Below are 16,862 nucleotides of genomic sequence, written 5' to 3'. Positions count from 1 at the left end.
GTCATCGTGAACGAGACCACAACGCTCCTCTCCGAGCTCACCCTGCTCGAGAAGGCCGCACTGCTGAGCGGCGAGAACACCTGGCAGACACGCGCCGTCGAACGGCTCGGCATCCCCGCGGTGTGGATGTCGGACGGCCCGCACGGCGTGCGCAAACAGGTCGGCTCGGCCGATCACCTCGGCATCCACGGCTCGGAGCCCGCCACGTGCTTCCCCACGGCGGCGACCGTGGCGAACAGCTGGGACGAGGGCCTCGCCGCCGAGATCGGCGCCGCACTCGGCGCCGAGGCCGCATCGCAGGGCGTGCACGTGCTGCTCGGTCCCGGGCTCAACATCAAGCGCAGCCCGCTCGGCGGGCGCGGCTTCGAGTACTTCTCGGAGGACCCCGAGCTCGCGGGCCGCCTCGCCGCCGCCTATGTGCGCGGCATCCAGTCGCAGGGAGTGGCGGCGACTCCGAAGCACTTCGCGGTGAACAGCCAGGAGCTCCGGCGCATGGTCAGCGACTCCGTGGTCGACGAGCGCACGCTTCGGGAGCTCTACCTCACGGCGTTCGAGATCGTGGTCCGCGAGGCGAGCCCGTGGGCCATCATGTCGTCGTACAACCTCGTGAACGGCGTCTACGCCCATGAGAACCCGCATCTCCTCATCGACGTCCTCCGCAGGGAATGGGGCTTCGACGGCGCGGTCGTCTCCGACTGGGGCGGCGGGAACGACGCCGTCGCCGCGGTGCGCGCGGGCGGCACGGTCGAGATGCCCTCGCCCGGCTACGACTCCGTGCGGCAGATCGTCGCCGCCATCGAGGCCGGCGACCTCGACGAGGCGGACCTCGACGCCCGGGTGGGCGAGCTGCTCGACCTCGTCCGCCGCGTCACGGAGCGCGCCGTCACCGCGCGCTTCGACGTCGACGCCCACCACGCGCTGGCGCGCAGGGCCGCGGCGGAGTCGGCCGTCCTGCTGAGGAACGAGGGCGGCCTGCTCCCCCTCGGGAGCGGCACGCGCGTCGCCCTCATCGGCGACTTCGCCGACACGCCGCGGTATCAGGGAGCCGGCTCGTCCGCCGTGAACCCCACACGCCTGACGAGCCTGCGCGAGGCGATCGGGGACACGGGCCTCGTCCTCACCGGCTTCGCGCGCGGCTTCCGCCGCGACGGCGCGGCGGACGCCGGCCTCCTGGCGGAAGCGGCCGCGCTCGCGGAGACCGCCGACGTCGCCCTGCTCGCGCTCGGGCTGCCCGAGATCTCCGAGTCCGAGGGCCTCGACCGTTCGGGCCTCGCGCTTCCCGCCGTGCAGGTCGGCCTCCTCCGGGCGGTCGCCCGGGCGAACCCCCGCACGGTGGTCGTGCTGAGCGCCGGCGGTGTCGTCGAGACGCCGTGGCTGGACGACGCTGCAGCCCTCCTGCACGCGTACCTCGGCGGGCAGGCCGGCGCCGAAGGGGTCCTCGACGTCGTCACGGGTGCGACGGGCCCCGGCGGGCGTCTGGCCGAGACCGCGCCCGTCCGCCTCGGCGACACCCCGACGGCGGGCCGGTTCCCCAGCACGCAGCGCACGAGCGAGTACCGCGAGGGCCTCTACGCCGGCTACCGCTACTACGAGACGGCCGGCGTCGACGTGGCCTTCCCCTTCGGCTTCGGCCTCGGCTACACGACGTTCGCGTACTCCGGCCTGCGGGTCGAGGACGGCACGGCGACCTTCACCGTGACGAACACCGGCGACGCCGCCGGCGCCGACGTCGCGCAGCTGTACGTGCGCAGGCTCGGCGGAGGCCGGGTCCACCGCCCCGCGCGCGAGCTCAAGGGCTTCGCGAAGGTGCGGCTCGAGCCCGGCCGCTCCGAGACCGTGACGATCGGGCTCGGCGAGCGCGCGTTCCGCCACTTCGACGTCGCCGAGGGGACATGGCGGATCGAGCAGGGCGACTACGAGATCGCCGTCGGGCCGAACGTGCGCGATCTTCCGCTCACCGCCGTCGTCCCCGTCGAGGGCACCGTGGCCGCGGGCACGCCGGATCCCGCGCTCGCGGTCTACGCCGCGGCAGACATCCGCAACGTCTCCGACGACACGTTCGCCGCCCTCCTCGGCCGCACCGTGCCGCCGGCGGGCTGGGGCAGGGGCCCGCTGGAGGTCAACGACCCCATCGACCGGCTCCGCGTGGCGCGCAGCGGCCTCGCGCGCCTGGCGTTCCGCATCCTCGACGCGCGCCGCCGGAAGGCCGCGAGGTCCGGCCATCCGGATCTCGACATCCTCTTCGTCTTCAACGGCCCCTTCCGGCTGATCTCCAAGATGAGCGGCGGACTGGCCACGCGCCGGCTCACCGACGCCCTGCTCACGCTCGTCAACGGGCAGACGATCCGCGGCCTCGGCCGTGTCGCCGCCGCCTTCTTCCGCGGACGCCGCGAGGAGAAGCGCACCCGCGAGGCCTTCCGGTCCGCCGCGTCGCCCGACGCCGGCCGCCTCACCTCGACCAGGAGCGCCTGATGTTCGCCTCGATCGGGACGTGGTGGCGGGGCTTCCAGGAGAGGCATCCGGAGCTGTCGAGGTTCCTCATGTTCTTCGTGCTCTCCAACGGCGTCACCGTGCTGCAGCTCGCCCTCATGCCGGTCTTCCGCTGGGGCCTCGACGCGTTCACCGGCCTCGTGGACGTGTCCTTCCAGGTGCTTCCGGTGGGCTCGAACGTCGACGGCAGCCAGTACTACATGTTCGACTACGCCGCCGGACAGCTGCCCGAGGGCGGCGGCGGGCTCGCGTACTTCCTCGCGGTGCAGATCACGCTGCTCATCGCGCAGGTGATCAACTTCTTCCTGCAGCGCAACATCACGTTCAAGTCGAACACGTCGATCTGGGTCGCGGCCTTCTGGTACGCCATCGCCTACGTCGTCATCACGTTCATCGCGGCCGCGGCGCAGGGCTTCTACAAGGCGCCCATCTACGACCTGCTCATGAACGGCTGGGGCTGGGGCGGCACCGGCCAGGTCGTCGCCGACGTCGTGACGATGATCGTCAACTCGGCGATCTCGTTCTGGGTGTTCTATCCCATCTTCAGGGTCATCTTCCGTCAGCGGCAGGACGAAACCCTCGCCGCTCCTGTCAACTGAGCGTCCGGACGGGCAGACTAGAGCCATGCCTCTGCTGACGATCGTGGTCCCTGCGCACAATGCGGAAGGCTACCTTCACCGCGGACTGGTGCCGCTCCTGCGCGTGCGGCACGACATCGAGGTGATCGTCGTCGACGACGGATCGACCGACGGCACGGGCGCCATCGCAGACGACTACGCCCGGCGCCGTCCCGACGTGTTCCGCGTCGTGCACCAGGCCAACGGCGGGCACGGCGGGGCCATCAACACCGGCATCGCCCATGCCGCCGGCGACTATCTGAAGGTGCTCGACGCCGACGACTGGCTGAGCATCCCCGCGCTCGAGCGGACGCTGCAGACCCTCGCGGGACTCGAGCAGCACGGCGGCGTCGACGCGCTGTTCACCGACTACGTGCACGACAGGGTGGGGAAGAACAACCGCGTCTCGCGTTTCGACTCGGTGTTCCCCGACGGACGCATCTTCGGATGGGAGGACACCGAGCGCTTCAGCAGACGGCAGTACCTCATGATGCACGCGATCGTCTACCGGACCGACGTCGTGCGCGCGTCGGGTCTCGTCCTCCCCGAGCACACGTTCTACGTCGACAACCTCTATGTCGTCGTGCCGCTCGCGCACGTGCGCGCGATGTACTACCTGCCGGTCAACCTCTACCACTACTTCATCGGCCGCGCCGACCAGTCGGTGAACGCCGACGTCATGCTGCAGCGCGTCGACCAGCAGCTGCGGGTGAACAGGCTGGCGCTGCACGCGCTGCCCTCCCCCGCCGCGGTGGCGAGCGGAGAGATCCCCACGCCGCTCTACGCCGCCCTCCTGCACTACGTGGAGGCGATCTGCGCCGTCACGTCGGCGACGCTCGCACGGGGCGGGACGCGCGAGCACGTCGAGGCGCGGAACGCGTTCTGGCGCGAGGTCAAGGCCGAGAGCCCGTGGGTCTACACCCGCCTGCGGCGCGGCTTCATGGGCGCGAGCAGCAACCTGCCGGGCGAGGCCGGCCGCCGGGTCACCTCGATCGCCTACCACGTCGCCCGCCGCGTGGTGGGCTTCAGCTAGGGCGCACGCGGAGTCGCGGCGCGAACGTCCCTCAGACGGGAAGGAGCAGGGATGATCCGGATCGGCGTCGTCGAGGACGACCCGGGCAGCATCGACCGGCTCCTGTCGCACCTCGACCGGTTCCAGCGGGAGCACGGCGAGCGGTTCCACGTCGGCGCCTTCCACGACGGCGCCGACATCCTGGAGGACTACCGTCCGGACTGGGACCTGCTCCTCCTCGACATCCAGATGGAGCGCGTCGACGGGATGACGGCGGCGAGACGCATCCGCGAGGTCGACTCCGAGGTCGTCATCGTCTTCGTCACGAGCTCACCGCAGTACGCGATCAGCGGATACGAGGTGGACGCCCTGAGCTATCTGCTCAAACCCGTCGCGTACGCCGCGTTCGAGCAGGAGATGATCCGCAGCCTGACACGGCTGCGTCGCCGGGAACGCCGCCATCTGCTCTTCACCTCGACGGACGGCGCCGCACGACGCGTCGACGTCGCCGACGTCCTCTATCTCGAGAGCGTGAAGCACCACGTCCGCATCCACACGCTCGACGACGAGCACGCCGTCGTCACGACGCTCAAGGCGATGGAGGCGGAGCTCGGGGCCGAGGGCTTCTTCCGCTGCAACAGCGGCTTCCTCGTGAACCTGCGCCACGTCACGGGCGTCGAGGGCAACGACTGCCGCGTCCGCGGGGGCGTCCGACTGCAGATCAGCCGCCCCCGGAAGAAGGACTTCCTCGCAGCGCTCGCCGCCTACATCGGCGCCCGCGGGATCACGGCGTGATGAGCCGTTCGGCGCCGGTGCCGACGGGAGGAGAACACGGCGGCAGGAGGACGATGCCGCGCGATCCGGCCTCCCCTCCCGGCCTCCTCCTCCCCTCGGCCGGTCCCGGCGCATGAACGACATCGTCGCGGAGGCGGTCACCGACATCCCGCGCCTGTTCACCGCCCTCGCCGAGTGGGGTGCGTGCGTCGTCTACATCGTCATCGTCCGACGTCGGATGCGGTGGCTGCCGTCGGTCGCCGTCGCCGCGGCCGGGCTCGCGGCGCTCGTCGCCGTGCAGACGTGGGCGGGCACGCTGCCGCTCGCGCTGTGGATCCCGGGGATGCTCGCCGGCGCGCTGACGATGTTCGCGCTCGTCTTCGCCTCGCTGCGCATCCCGGCCGTCACCGCCGGGTACCTCACCGCACGCGCCTTCGTGCTCGCCGAGCTCGCGGCCTCCCTCCACTGGCAGCTCGACCGCTTCTACCTCGCCGACTCCGGCGCGCTGCCGCAGACCCTGTTCTTCGGAACGGTCTACGCGCTCGTCCTCGCCCTGGCCTGGGTCGCCGAGCGCCGGCATCTGCCGCGCGGCGCGCACGTCGAGATCGGATGGCGCGATCTCGTCGGCGCGCTCGCCATCGCCGCCGTGACGTTCGGCATCTCGAATCTCAGCTTCACGAACGCGAGCACGCCGTTCAGCAGCCGGCTCGGACCCGAGATCCTCTACATCCGCACGCTCGTCGACCTCTGCGGGTACATCGCCCTGTACGTGCAGCACGAGATCCGCCGCGAGATGCGGACGCGGCGCGACGCCGAGGCGATGTCGCGGCTGCTGCAGAGCCAGCACGACCAGTACGAGATCTCTCGACGCGCCATCGACGAGGTCAACCGCAAGCACCACGACATGAAGCACCATCTCGACGCCCTTCGCGCCGAGACCGATCCCCGCACCCGTGCGCGGATGCTCGACGACCTCGAGGGGTCCATCCGCGACTACGGGGCGCAGGTGCGCACGGGCAACAGGGTGCTCGACGCCGTGCTCACGGCGAAGCGGATGCGGGCCCGGGAGGACGGCGTCGAGGTGTCGTACGTCGTCGACGGCGGCCTGCTCGACTTCATGGATCCGCTCGACGTCACCTCCGTCCTCGGCAACGCGCTCGACAACGCGATCGAGGCGACGCGACGCGTGCCGGACGCCGACGAGCGGCTCGTGCGCGTGGCCCTCTTCGCCCAGGACGGCTTCGTGATGCTGCGCGTCGAGAACACCTTCGACGGCGTCGTGCGCCGCGCGGACGACCGCATCGTCTCGCGCAAGGACGAGACGGGTCACGGCTACGGCCTGCGGAACATCGAGGCGGCGGTCGAGAAGTACGGCGGCTCGGTGTCGATCGGCGCCGACGAGCGCTGGTTCTCGCTGCGCGCGCTGTTCCCTCGCGGCTGACTCAGCCCCTGTCGGAGCGGAAGAGGCTTCTCAGCACGAAGAAGACGATCACCGCGACGACCGCCACGACGCCGAGCCGGAAGACGAACCACATGACCGAGAACAGCACGTTCACGATCCACCACGCGATGACGACCGCGACGACGACGCCGAGGACGGTCCAGATCGTGCTCTTGTTCACGACTCCAGCCTAGGCCGCATCGCCATGTGTTTCTCCTCCGAGCCCGGGGGCGGCGAATGCTCCTAGCCTGGAAGGCGCGCCCGCCATCGGACGCGCGGATCAGTTCGAAGGGACATCACCATGGCACGGATAGGCTCCAGCGACCTCGACGTCTTCCCCCTCAACCTCGGCGGCAACGTCTTCGGATGGACGGCGGATCGAGAGGAGTCGTTCCGCATCCTCGACGCGTTCGTCGCGGGCGGCGGGAACTTCATCGACACGGCCGACTCGTACAGCGCGTGGGTGCCGGGCAACACCGGGGGCGACAGCGAGCGCGTCATCGGCGCATGGCTCGCGGCCCGCAAGCCCTCCGGCGTCACGGTCGCGACGAAGGTGAGCCAGCACCCCGACTTCACGGGACTCGCCGCCGCCAACGTGCGCGCGGCCGCCGAGGCGTCGCTCCAGCGCCTGGGCGTCGAGCAGATCGACCTGTACTACGCGCACTTCGACGACGAGACGGTGCCGCTCGAGGAGACCGTCGCGGCGTTCGGCGCGCTCGTGAAGGACGGCCTCGTCCGCTACACGGGCGTGTCGAACTACTCCGCCGAGCGCATCCGCGAGTGGATCTCGATCGCACGCGACCTCGGCGTCGCCGAGCCCGTGGCGATCCAGCCCCACTACAACCTCGTCGAGCGCGGCATCGAGAAGACCGTCCTCCCCGTCGCCGAGGAGTTCGGTCTGAGCATCGCGCCGTATTTCTCGCTCGCGAAGGGCTTCCTCGCCGGCAAGTACCGCACGACCGACGTCGAGGGCGCCGGCTCTCCTCGTGCCGCGGGCGCCGTCGAGTACGTCACCGAGAAGAACCTCGCGCTCATCGACGCGGTCGAGCGCATCGGCCAGGAGCACGACGCGTCGATCGCGACGACGTCGCTCGCGTGGCTGCGGTCGCGTCCGGCGGTCGTGGCGCCCATCGCGTCGGCGTCGCGTGTCGATCAGGTCGCTGACCTGCTCGCCGCCGGCCGCCTCGAGCTCACGGCGGACGAGATCGCCGAGCTCGACCGCCTGTCGGCGTAGGAGGTCGCCCCGGCGCCCGGGGCGTCGTCTCTCAGACGCTCACCTCCTGCGAGACGACGCTCCACCCGTGAGGACTGCGATCGACGCGCAGCTGTGCGGGGATCTGCTCCTTCATCGCCTCGACGTGGCTGATGACGCCCACCGTGCGGCCCCCCTCGCGCAGCCCGTCGAGCGTGCGCATGGCGACGTCGAGGGTCTCGGCGTCGAGCGATCCGAAGCCCTCGTCGATGAAGAGCGTGTCGAGGGCGATGCCGCCGGCGCGGTTCGTGACGACCTCCGCGAGCCCGAGGGCGAGGGCGAGGGAGGCGAGGAAGGTCTCCCCACCCGAGAGGGACCGCGGCGACCGGGCCTGGCCGGTGAAGCGGTCCATGACCTCGAGACCGAGACCGCTCGCCGCGCTGCGGTAGACGACGGCATCCGTGTGCCGCAGCGCGTAACGCCCGCCCGACATCTCGTCGAGACGTCGGTTCGCCGCCTCGACGATGCCCTCGAGCTCGGCGGCGAGGACGAACGTCTCCAGATCCATCTTCTTCCCGTTGCGGCCGGCGACCGCGTCGGCGAGATCGCGGACGACGGCGGCCTCACGGGCGGCTTCGGCGATCTGCCGGTGCGCCTGGTCGGCGCGGGCGAGCGCGTCGCCGAGCGAGGTCGCGAGCTGGCGCATGGCGCCCAGGCGGGCCTGCGCGTCGTCACGCGCGTCTGAGGCCGCCGCGAGCGCACGCTCGGCCTCGGCGACGTCGATGGGCTCGGCCCCCAGCACGAGCAGCTCCAGGTCGACGAGCGTCGCCTTGGTGCTGCGCAGGTCGGCGTCGTGCCGGGCGATGCGCTGCTCGAGCGCCTGCCGCGTCGCAGGCTCTCGGATGGCCGCGCGGGCCGCCTCGACGTCCGCGAACCCGGCGTCGTCGAGGGCGGCGGCGAGCGCGTCGGCGGCGTCGGACGCCGCGCGCTCGGCCCGGGCGGCATCGCGCTGCGCCTGCGCGAACGCGGTGGCGGCGGATGCGCGCGTGCGCTCGGCGGCGATCCGCTCCGCGACGGAGGCGGCTCCTCCCTGCGCGTCCGCGATGCGGGCGCGCACGCGCGCGATCTCGTCGTCGAGCGAGCGGATGCGCGCGGCGCGTTCGCTCCTGGCCTCGCCGAGGGCATCCCGTCGAGCGGCGAGCAGCGCCTCCTCGTCGGCGAGCGCGACACGGGCCGCGTCGATCCCGGCGAGCTCCGCGACGGCCGCGTCTGCGGCGGCGAGCCGCTCCGCGGAGGCCGCACGGTCGGCGTCGAGCGTCTCGACGTCGAGCCCGCCGGCCTTCGCCTCGGCCGCCACGAGCGCCTGCTGCGCGACCCGCCGCGCCTCGGAGGCGGCGAGCTCCGCCGTGGCCGTGGCCGTCTTGCGCTCTTCGGCCGCCTCGATCTGCTCGGCCGTGACGTGATCGTCGGCGCGCTCGGCCGGCGCGGGGTGAGCCGTCGAGCCGCAGACGGCGCAGGCCTCGCCGTCGACGAGCGCGCGGGCGAGCTCGCCCGCGTACCCGCCGAGACGACGTCGGTGCAGGTCACCGAGCTCCCTGTCGGCGGCCTCGCGGGCGCGCAGCGCCGCCTGGGCCGCCTCGACCGACCGCGCATACTCCTCGGCGAGGCTCGCCGCCGCCTGCGCCGCCGCCAGCCGGGCGGCGAGCGTCTCGAGCCGGTCGGCCGCGAGCGCACGGGCGGCCGCGATCTCCCCCGCCGCCGCCGCGGACTCGTCGAGATCGCGCCGCCGCGAGGGGATGGCGTCCAGCCGCTGCGCGACGTCGTCGAGGTCGGCGGACGCCGCCTCCTCCTCGTCGTGCAGCGCGGCGCGCGCCTTCTCGTGTGCGGGCAGTCCCTGCTCGAGCTGCTGCACGGGCTGCCAGGCGCCGATGTTCCGCTGCGCGGCCTCGGCCAGCGCGTCGAGCCCCGCCGGCTCGAGACCGGTGTCGCCGTCGACCTCGGCCCACGCGATGCTCGTCGTCCCGACGGCGTCGGCCGCCGCGACGACCGCGGCGAGCGCACGCGTCGCGGCGTCCAGCGAACCGCGCACGCTCTCGGCACGGCGAGCCGCGGCGAGCTCCTCTCGCTCCCTCTCGATCCCGGAGGCGGCCGCCTCGAGGCGATCGAGCGTCGCGCGCAGCTCGTCGCGCTGCGTCTGCTTCTCGCGGTCGCCGCGTCTCCGATCCCGTTCGGCCTCCGCGGCGGCGCGGCGTTCCCGCGCATCCGCCTCGACCGCCTCCGCGATCTCGACCTCGTGCCGCGCACGACGCTCGTGGAGCGCGAGCCGCGCGAGCCGCAGATCCTCCGGAGAGGCGACGGGGCCCGCCGTGACGTCACGATCCGCACCGGCGGCGGGCTCCGGCGCGACGATCTCCGGCAGCGCCTCGGCGAGGGTGTCCGCGTGGTCGAGGACGGCGGTGAGCGCGGTGACGCCGTGCGCGACAGCGCCCTCCGCATCGCTCTTGCGGCGGCCGAGCTCGGCCTCATACTCCTCGAAGCGGCGCGACCCGAAGAGGGTCCGCAAGAGCCGCTGGCGGTCGTTGTTCCCGGCGAGCAGGAACTCGGCGAAACGCCCCTGGGCGAGCAGGATGACCTGGAGGAACTGGTCCTTCGTCAGGCCGATCTCCTCCGCGACGAGGACGGCGACGTCACGGTCTCTGACGGCCTTCCACTCGACGTCCTCTCCGACGACGACGCCCATCCGGGATGTCGCCGGCGACGTCGTCATCCCCTCGCCACGCCGCTTGGGACGCTCGTACTCAGGCGCCCGCTCGATGCGCCAACGGGTTCCGCGCGAGGTGAACTCGACGCCGACCGAGGTCGGGTCGTCCGGCTCGCAGTGGTCGCTCCGCAGCCGCTTCTCGCCTCCCTCGTAGCGCGGGACGCTGCCGAAGATCGCGAACGCGACGGCGTCGAGGATGCTCGACTTGCCCGCACCCGTACGACCGCCGATGAGGAACAGCCCGTCGGCGGCGTACGCGTCGAGGTCGACGACCTGCCGCGTTCGGAAAGGCCCGAACCCCTCGATCTCGACGCGATGGATCCTCACGCGCGGGCCTCCGCGCCTTCACGGGTGCTCACGACGTCGCCGATGATCTCGCGCTCGGCGTCCGTCGCCCGTCGCCCGCCGCGCACGTGCGCGAGGAAGTCGTCCACGAGCTCGCCGTCGGACCGGGCGCTCTCGACCCGCTCCCGGAACGTGCGCCGGTCGGCGTCCGCGCCGCCCTCGGGCGCGATCCGGACGGTCGCGCAGTGCGGGAACCGGGCCTTGAGCTTGCGCATGGGCTCGAGCGGCGGGTTCGGATCGGTGAGGACGGCGCAGACCCAGTCGCCCTCGTGCGGCGCGAGCCGCTCATCGGTCAGCAGGTCGTCGAGCGGCCCGCGGAGGGTCGTCAGCCGGCGCGGGACGGGCAGGTCCATCCATTCGACGCCCTCGACGCCGTCCGCCCCGATGTCGACGATCCAGGCGCCGCGCGGCTTGCCGCCCTCGCCGAAGCTGTAGTGCAGCGGGGCGCCGGAGTACCGCACGTTCTCGGCGAGACGGGACCGCCCGTGGATGTGGCCGAGGGCGACGTAGTCCGGCCCGCCGAAGTCGGCCAGCGGCACGACGTCGAGCGTCCCCTGCCGGATCTCGCGCTCGACGCCCGCCGTCGGCTCGACATCGCCTGCGAAGCAGTGCGACACGACGACGGAGCGCCCGCCCCGCTCCGCGCGGTCGGCGTTCACGAGGCCCATGGCATGGCGGATGGCGTGCTCCTGCGTGCGGAGCTCGGCACCCGGCCAGACGCTCCGCACGATCGCCGGCTCGAGATACGGGATGCCGTAGAAGTGGACGGGGCCGTGCGCATCGTCGATCGTGACGGGGGCGCCGACGGCGCGCGGATCGGTGATGACGTGGATGCCGTCCCGCAGCAGCGGCGCCGTGAACCCGAGACGGGCGGCGTTGTCGTGGTTGCCGCTCGTCAGCACGATCCGGGCGCCGGTCGCGCCGATCTCGCGCAGCGCATCGGTCAGCACCGTGTAGCAGGAGGCCGCGGGCGTCCCGGTGTCGAACACGTCCCCCGCGACGACGACCACGTCGACGTCGCGCCGCCGCACCTCGCCGACGAGGGCTCCGAGCACGCCGCGCAGCGCGTCGAGCGTCGAGTACCCGTGGAAGGTCCGCCCGATGTGCCAGTCCGACGTGTGGAGGATCCGCATGACTCCACGGTACGGAGCGGGTCCGACATCGCCCGCACGACGCGGCGCGACGACGGATCTCGGGACGCGCGGCGAGACGGGGCCCTACGCCCCGTGCCTCGCGATCAGGCGGTCGAACGCCGCGTCCAGCTCGTCGTCCACGCTCTGCCGCGCCCCGTCCGCGAGGTGCCAGTCGACGATCTCGCGCGCGCCCGCCGCGAACGGCGTCGACGCGACCCAGCCGGGGACGAGCCGCTTGACGAGCGTGTTGTCGAAGAGCACCGAGTGCGCCTTGTCGCCCACGAGGCCCGGTCCCAGCGCGGGGATCTCCCGCGCGATCGCCTCCGAGGCGATGTGCACGATCTCGGGCTCGCGACCGAGCGCGCGGCCGAGGAGCCGGGCGACGTCGTCCCACGTGAGGCTCTCGTCGCTCGTGATGTGCACGGCCTGCCCGAGCGCGTGCGGGTTGCCGAACAGCCCCACGAACGCACGTGCGAAGTCGCGGGAATGGGTGAGCGTCCACCAGCTCGTGCCGTCGCCGTGCACCACGACGGGCCGGCCGTCGAGGATGCGCCGCAGCGCGGTCCATCCGCCCTCGAGCGGGACGAGCGACGGTCCGTACGTGTGGCTCGGGCGGACGATCGTGAGGGGGAAGCCCGTCTCGCGGTACGCCGCGACGAGGAGGTCCTCGCTCGCGATCTTGTCGCGCGAGTACTGCCAGAACGGGTTGCGCAGCGGGGTCGACTCGACGATCGGCAGCCGCGCGATGGGCTTCTGGTACGCCGAGGCGCTCGAGACGTAGACGTACTGCGCGGTTCGCCCGGAGAAGATCCGGACGTCGTCGGCCGCCTGCTGCGGCGAGAAGCTGCGGAAGTTCGCGACGGCGTCGAACGTCTCGGCCCCGATCGCGCCCTCGATCGACGCCGGGTCGCCCGCGTCGCCCACGAGCCCGCGGACGCCCGCGGGCGGAGCGGTCCGACCGCGGTTGAGGACGGTCACGTCATGGCCGCCCTCGACCGCGAGCGTCGTCACGAACGAGCTGATGTTGCCGGTCCCGCCGATGATGAGGATGCGCATGGCGTCACGCTACCGCCGTCGGGGGGGCGTGGCGGGCCGGCCGCCGCCGCTATCGCTCGGCGAGGACGCCCGCGCGCTCCGGATGCTCCGCGAACCAGTCGGCGACATACCAGCAGACCGGCAGGACACGGCGGTCGCCGAGCGCCTCGATCTCGGCGACGGCCCGGTCCGTCACCTCCGCGGCGTAGCCGTGCCCGCGGAAGGTCGGCACGGTGAACGCCCGCGTGAGGGCGACGGTCGCGCCGTCGTCGCGGTAGTCGAGCACGCTCACGAGGTCGTCGCCCCGGCGCAGCTCATATCGGGACGCCTCGCGCGCGTTGCTGAAGTCGAACTCGCCCATGCTTGGAGGGTACGCCCACCGAGGCCGGGCCGGGCCGGGCCGTCGCATATCGCCTCCGCCCACGCCCCGCGAAGAGGCACATCGGTCATATTTCGTCACGTTCGCCGTCACATCCGTTCTTCGTTTGACACACGGCGACGTCCCGGAGAATAATCGGCGTCATGACTGACAACGCACAGCCCTCGTCCGCCTGGGAGGCGAACAGGACTGCCGGCTCCATGATGGCCGGCCGTGTTGTCATGTGCTGTCGAATGTGCCGCTGAAGCCCGACGTCCGCTTCCGCATCACCGCCAGGGCAGAGCGAGACCCCTCTGTGGTCCCCGAGCCCCCGAGCCCCGGTCTCTCCGGTGGTCTCGACAACGCCGATTCCGGCGCCGGCCGCACATCAGATCGGGCGACTGCCGATCCGGCCCCTTCGCAGCACGACCGAACCCCCAGGGTTCCCACCTCTAAGGACTCCACCATCATGTCGACCTCCCTCCTCGAGCGCCCCGGCGCCGTCCGTCCGCTCGTCGGTGCCGCCCAGCCCGCACGCGTCCCCCATCTCCGCGCCGTCCCGAACACGGTCGACGAGCAGACGACGGCCCCGGCCAGCCCCTCCGGGGCCGCCCCGCGCGGCTTCGCCCTCTACGTCGGCCTCGACGAGGCCAAGGCCATCGCCGACGGCGTCTCGCTGAGCGCCATCGTCGACGCCCTGCGCCGCACGATCGCCGAGCTCTCGCCGAGCGCCGAGACCTACGCCGCCGTCGCCCTCGCCCCGCAGAACGCCGGCGGCCGCGACGTCGACGTCGTGCGACTCGCGCTCAAGGAGCCGGGCGCCGTCGCGCGCACGCAGCCCGAGTCGTCCGAGCCGGAGCACGCGGAGGGCGTCGTCGTCGACATCTCCCGCAAGCGCGTGCTGCTCGACGGCGAGTCCGCGGCGCTCACCTTCAAGGAGTTCGAGCTGCTGCAGTACCTCGTCCTCCGCGAGGGACGTACGATCGAGCGCACGGAGCTCGTCGAGTCGCTCTGGCAGGCGCACACCGACGAGGAGGCCCCCGGCGAGCGCACCATCGACGTGCACGTGCGGCGCCTGCGTTCCAAGCTCGGCCGCTACGAGGACATCGTCCGCACGGTGCGCGGAGTCGGCTACCGCTTCGACCGTCACGCAGACGTCACCATCCGCTACGGGGCAGGCACCCCGTCGCCCGACCGCTTCTGAGACCGATCGGACGACCGGCACGGGTTTGTCGGAGGGTGCGGCGTAACGTGGGCGCATGATCTCCCCGGCGGCGGCGCAGGCACGTCACGGCGCACGTGGACGCGATCCGCGGCCCGATCCGGGACCCCGGCTGGAGACGAGCTACCGTCCGCGGCACACGCTCGATCTCGTCGCGACCCTCTCCGGCTTCCAGCGCGGCGCGGGCGATCCCGCCCAGACCGCAGACCGCGGCGTCATCTGGCGGGCGACCCGCACACCGGCGGGCGTCGCGTGCACGGCGCTGCGGCAGTCGGCGGACGGGACGGTGCGCGCGGCCGCGTGGGGGCCGGGACGCCAGTGGGCGATCGCGCAGGTACCCGCGCTGTGCGGGGCGCGCGACGACGACACGGGTTTCGCGCCTTCGCTCCATCCGGTCGTGTCCCAGGCACATCACCGGCATCCCGGCGCGCGCCTCGGTCGCAGCGACCTCGTCTTCGACGCGCTCGCGCAGTCGATCACCGAGCAGAAGGTCACCCTCCGGCAGGCTTTCGGCGCCTGGCGCAGCCTCGTCACGTGGTTCGGCGAGCGCGCACCCGGGCCGGCCCCGCGACCGCTCTTCGCGCCGCCGGCCGTCGACGGCTGGCGGCGCATCCCCTCCTGGGCATGGCACCGGGCGGGCCTCGAGCCGCCCCAGTCGCGCGCCATCGTCGAGGCGGCGCGGCGCGGGGCGGCTCTCGTCCGCGCGGTCGAGTCCGCCGTGGACGGCGATGCCCGCGATCGTCCGCTCACGAGCATCCGCGGCATCGGCGTCTGGACGGCAGCCGAGACCCGCATCCGCGCGCTCGGCGACCCGGATGCCGTGAGCGTCGGCGACGTCCACCTCGCGCATCGGGTCGGCTACACGCTCACGGGGCACCGGACGGACGACGACGGCATGCTCGAGCTGCTCGAGCCGTGGCGCGGGCACCGGCAACGGGTGATCCGTCTCCTCCTCGCATCGGGGGCCGGCGAGCCCCGACGGGGTCCGCGGGTCCACATCGAGGATCACCGAGCCCGCTGACGGCGCGCACGAGGCATGATGGAGCCATGAACCGCGGCAAGAACGTCCTCGTCTCGGTCGGCGTGCTCGCCCTCGCGGTGGTCGTCGGGCTCATCCTGAACAACGTGTGGCTCGGTCTCCTGCTCGGCGTCATCGTCGGTCTCGGCCTCTTCATCGGCTTCGAATCGCGTCGCGGCCGCAATCAGGGGGTCAACGACGACGACAACGGCATCGAGCTGTAGCCGGGAGCGACGGCGCCCCGTGCGCGGCGCCGCCCGCCGTCAGCCGAGCACGTGCGCGCGGATGGCCATGGCGGCCGCACCGCGCGCCCACTCGACGAAGTCCGCGGGGCGCACGATGAGCTCGATCGGGGCGGCGCGAGGATCGCGCAGCTCGGGGATCGCGGCGTCGATCTCGGGCCGTGCGATGTCGACGAGGCCGTCCCCCTCCCCCGAGACGACGACCGTGCGCGCGAAGCTGAAGTCCGCGGCGAGGGCGATGAGCAGGCCGATGGCGCGCCCCGCCGCCGAGACGACGGCGGCGGGGACGGGGTCGCCCTCGCGGGCGAGTCGCAGCACCTCCTCGTAGCCGACGGAGCGCCCGAGGCCGATCGACACCTGCGAGCAGATCGCGTCGATGGTCAGCAGCGCCACGGCGCATCCGCGATGCCCGGCGAAGCACATCGGGCCGCCCCGATCGAGCGGGACGTGACTGATCGGGCTCACCCCGTCGTCGGGGCTCTGCACGACGCGACCACCGGCGATGAGGCCGAAGCCCACGCCCGCGCCGATCGTGATGACCGCGACGTTCTCGGCCAGGCGTCCGGCGCCGAACCACTGCTCGGCGTGCGTGAGCGCCACGAGGTCGTTGCTGAGCGTCGCGGGGAGCCCCGTCGCCTCCTCCACCAGGTCGGCGAGGCCCACCTCCTCCCGCCACCCCAGGAACGGCGAGTCGACCACCGTCCGCCCGCCGACGACGGGGCCGCTGATGCTCACGCCCACGCCGTCGGCGGCCGACCGCCGGGTGAGGCGCGCGACGACCGCGGCGACCGCGGCGACGACGTCCTCGACCGAGCGCGACGCGAGCGCGACGTCGAACCGGTCGATCTCGGCGCAGCGCAGGTCGGTCAGCACGCCGTGCGCCGCCTCCGCTGTCACCTTGATCCCGACGAACCGGCGCGTGCCGGGAACCACGTCGAGCGGCTGGGTGGGGCGCCCCACCCGCCGCCCCTGGGGCTCGGCGACGTCGGCCTCGACGAGGAGCCCCGATTCGACGAGCGGCTTCGTCAGACGGGAGAGACTCGACTGCGACAGTCCGAGACGCCGGGCCAGATCGCTGCGGGCGATGGGCCCGGAGACGAGGACCTCGAGCGCCACGGCGTGCGCGGACCCGTCCTGCTCCCCCCAGTCCGCGCCCATGACCCTCCTTTTCTACCATCTCGCGAGCAACTCGCCGCGCGAGACGCGAGAGAGCCGCACGAGA

15 protein-coding genes are annotated in these 16,862 nt (G+C 72.6%); 9 read left to right on the top strand and 6 right to left on the bottom strand.

The genetic code is table 11. From position 1 onward, the window contains the following. The first annotated feature begins 6 nt into the window (after positions 1 to 6). The 5 genes from N8K70_RS02455 to N8K70_RS02435 all read left to right on the top strand — a co-directional run bounded on the left by N8K70_RS02455 (position 7) and on the right by N8K70_RS02435 (position 6,334). Positions 7 to 2,472 (top strand): glycoside hydrolase family 3 C-terminal domain-containing protein, encoded by a 2,466-nt coding sequence (locus N8K70_RS02455; protein ID WP_317140031.1) that lies wholly within the window; start codon positions 7 to 9, stop codon positions 2,470 to 2,472. After that, positions 2,472 to 3,089 (top strand): hypothetical protein, encoded by a 618-nt coding sequence (locus N8K70_RS02450; RefSeq protein WP_317140030.1) that lies wholly within the window; start codon positions 2,472 to 2,474, stop codon positions 3,087 to 3,089. Before N8K70_RS02455 ends, N8K70_RS02450 begins: the two co-directional genes overlap by 1 nt. A 25-nt stretch (positions 3,090 to 3,114) precedes the next feature. Beyond that, on the top strand, positions 3,115 to 4,140 hold the full coding sequence (locus tag N8K70_RS02445) for a glycosyltransferase family 2 protein (RefSeq protein ID WP_317140029.1): 1,026 nt from the start codon (positions 3,115 to 3,117) through the stop codon (positions 4,138 to 4,140). Positions 4,141 to 4,191: 51 nt separating this feature from the next. Next, a complete protein-coding gene (locus N8K70_RS02440) occupies positions 4,192 to 4,914 on the top strand; it encodes a LytR/AlgR family response regulator transcription factor (protein ID WP_317140028.1) in 723 nt (240 codons plus the stop codon). 112 nt (positions 4,915 to 5,026) lie between these two features. After that, on the top strand, positions 5,027 to 6,334 hold the full coding sequence (locus tag N8K70_RS02435) for a GHKL domain-containing protein (RefSeq protein ID WP_317140027.1): 1,308 nt from the start codon (positions 5,027 to 5,029) through the stop codon (positions 6,332 to 6,334). Between the two features lies 1 nt (position 6,335). Here N8K70_RS02435 and N8K70_RS02430 read toward each other — a convergent pair whose 3' ends face one another. Beyond that, positions 6,336 to 6,515 carry a hypothetical protein gene (locus tag N8K70_RS02430; RefSeq protein ID WP_317140026.1) on the bottom strand — a complete coding sequence of 60 codons (180 nt, stop codon included), beginning with the start codon at positions 6,513 to 6,515 and terminating at the stop codon, positions 6,336 to 6,338. A gap of 120 nt (positions 6,516 to 6,635) precedes the next feature. Here N8K70_RS02430 and N8K70_RS02425 point away from each other — a divergent pair, with 120 nt between their 5' ends. Further along, a complete protein-coding gene (locus N8K70_RS02425) occupies positions 6,636 to 7,568 on the top strand; it encodes an aldo/keto reductase (RefSeq protein WP_317140025.1) in 933 nt (310 codons plus the stop codon). 31 nt (positions 7,569 to 7,599) lie between these two features. On the opposite strand, the gene N8K70_RS02420 is transcribed toward N8K70_RS02425, so the two are convergent. From N8K70_RS02420 to N8K70_RS02405, 4 genes are all read right to left on the bottom strand, one after another. Next, complete coding sequence (locus N8K70_RS02420; protein WP_317140024.1) at positions 7,600 to 10,614, bottom strand: SMC family ATPase; 3,015 nt, start codon at positions 10,612 to 10,614, stop codon at positions 7,600 to 7,602. Continuing rightward, positions 10,611 to 11,765, bottom strand: coding sequence for an exonuclease SbcCD subunit D (locus N8K70_RS02415; RefSeq protein WP_317140023.1), 1,155 nt, complete (start codon positions 11,763 to 11,765; stop codon positions 10,611 to 10,613). Before N8K70_RS02415 ends, N8K70_RS02420 begins: the two co-directional genes overlap by 4 nt. An 84-nt stretch (positions 11,766 to 11,849) precedes the next feature. Further along, positions 11,850 to 12,821 (bottom strand): SDR family oxidoreductase, encoded by a 972-nt coding sequence (locus N8K70_RS02410; RefSeq protein ID WP_317140022.1) that lies wholly within the window; start codon positions 12,819 to 12,821, stop codon positions 11,850 to 11,852. Positions 12,822 to 12,870: 49 nt separating this feature from the next. Next, positions 12,871 to 13,161: a GNAT family N-acetyltransferase gene (locus N8K70_RS02405; RefSeq protein WP_317140021.1), complete on the bottom strand. Its 291-nt coding sequence runs from the start codon at positions 13,159 to 13,161 to the stop codon at positions 12,871 to 12,873. A gap of 466 nt (positions 13,162 to 13,627) precedes the next feature. On the opposite strand from N8K70_RS02405, the gene N8K70_RS02400 reads away from it, so the two are divergent. The 3 genes from N8K70_RS02400 to N8K70_RS02390 are packed head-to-tail and all read left to right on the top strand — an operon-like array spanning position 13,628 to position 15,622. After that, on the top strand, positions 13,628 to 14,362 hold the full coding sequence (locus N8K70_RS02400; RefSeq protein ID WP_394357796.1) for a winged helix-turn-helix domain-containing protein: 735 nt from the start codon (positions 13,628 to 13,630) through the stop codon (positions 14,360 to 14,362). A 55-nt stretch (positions 14,363 to 14,417) separates the two neighbouring features. Further along, entirely contained in the window at positions 14,418 to 15,401 is a 984-nt protein-coding gene (locus tag N8K70_RS02395; protein ID WP_317140020.1) for a DNA-3-methyladenine glycosylase family protein, read from the top strand. 26 nt (positions 15,402 to 15,427) lie between these two features. Next, a complete protein-coding gene (locus N8K70_RS02390) occupies positions 15,428 to 15,622 on the top strand; it encodes a hypothetical protein (RefSeq protein WP_317140019.1) in 195 nt (64 codons plus the stop codon). Positions 15,623 to 15,661: 39 nt separating this feature from the next. Here the strand turns inward: N8K70_RS02390 and N8K70_RS02385 are convergent, their stop codons facing one another. Continuing rightward, complete coding sequence (locus tag N8K70_RS02385; protein WP_317140018.1) at positions 15,662 to 16,798, bottom strand: ROK family transcriptional regulator; 1,137 nt, start codon at positions 16,796 to 16,798, stop codon at positions 15,662 to 15,664. Positions 16,799 to 16,862: the final 64 nt, after the last annotated feature.

The organism is Microbacterium sp. AB, assembly GCF_032878875.1.
Lineage (GTDB): Bacteria > Actinomycetota > Actinomycetes > Actinomycetales > Microbacteriaceae > Microbacterium > Microbacterium betulae.
The sequence above is the reverse complement of the archived record's forward strand: the minus strand, read 5'-3'. Positions and strand labels throughout refer to the sequence as shown.

Excerpts from the sequence above, each read along its gene's own strand:
- N8K70_RS02450 (WP_317140030.1), top strand. The coding sequence starts at position 2,472 with ATGTTCGCCTCGATCGGGACGTGGTGGCGGGGCTTCCAGGAGAGGCAT.
- N8K70_RS02445 (WP_317140029.1), top strand. The coding sequence starts at position 3,115 with ATGCCTCTGCTGACGATCGTGGTCCCTGCGCACAATGCGGAAGGCTAC.
- N8K70_RS02440 (WP_317140028.1), top strand. The coding sequence starts at position 4,192 with ATGATCCGGATCGGCGTCGTCGAGGACGACCCGGGCAGCATCGACCGG.
- N8K70_RS02435 (WP_317140027.1), top strand. The coding sequence starts at position 5,027 with ATGAACGACATCGTCGCGGAGGCGGTCACCGACATCCCGCGCCTGTTC.
- N8K70_RS02425 (WP_317140025.1), top strand. The coding sequence starts at position 6,636 with ATGGCACGGATAGGCTCCAGCGACCTCGACGTCTTCCCCCTCAACCTC.
- N8K70_RS02415 (WP_317140023.1), bottom strand. The coding sequence starts at position 11,765 with ATGCGGATCCTCCACACGTCGGACTGGCACATCGGGCGGACCTTCCAC.
- N8K70_RS02410 (WP_317140022.1), bottom strand. The coding sequence starts at position 12,821 with ATGCGCATCCTCATCATCGGCGGGACCGGCAACATCAGCTCGTTCGTG.
- N8K70_RS02405 (WP_317140021.1), bottom strand. The coding sequence starts at position 13,161 with ATGGGCGAGTTCGACTTCAGCAACGCGCGCGAGGCGTCCCGATATGAG.
- N8K70_RS02400 (WP_394357796.1), top strand. The coding sequence starts at position 13,628 with ATGTCGACCTCCCTCCTCGAGCGCCCCGGCGCCGTCCGTCCGCTCGTC.
- N8K70_RS02395 (WP_317140020.1), top strand. The coding sequence starts at position 14,418 with ATGATCTCCCCGGCGGCGGCGCAGGCACGTCACGGCGCACGTGGACGC.
- N8K70_RS02390 (WP_317140019.1), top strand. The coding sequence starts at position 15,428 with ATGAACCGCGGCAAGAACGTCCTCGTCTCGGTCGGCGTGCTCGCCCTC.
- N8K70_RS02385 (WP_317140018.1), bottom strand. The coding sequence starts at position 16,798 with ATGGGCGCGGACTGGGGGGAGCAGGACGGGTCCGCGCACGCCGTGGCG.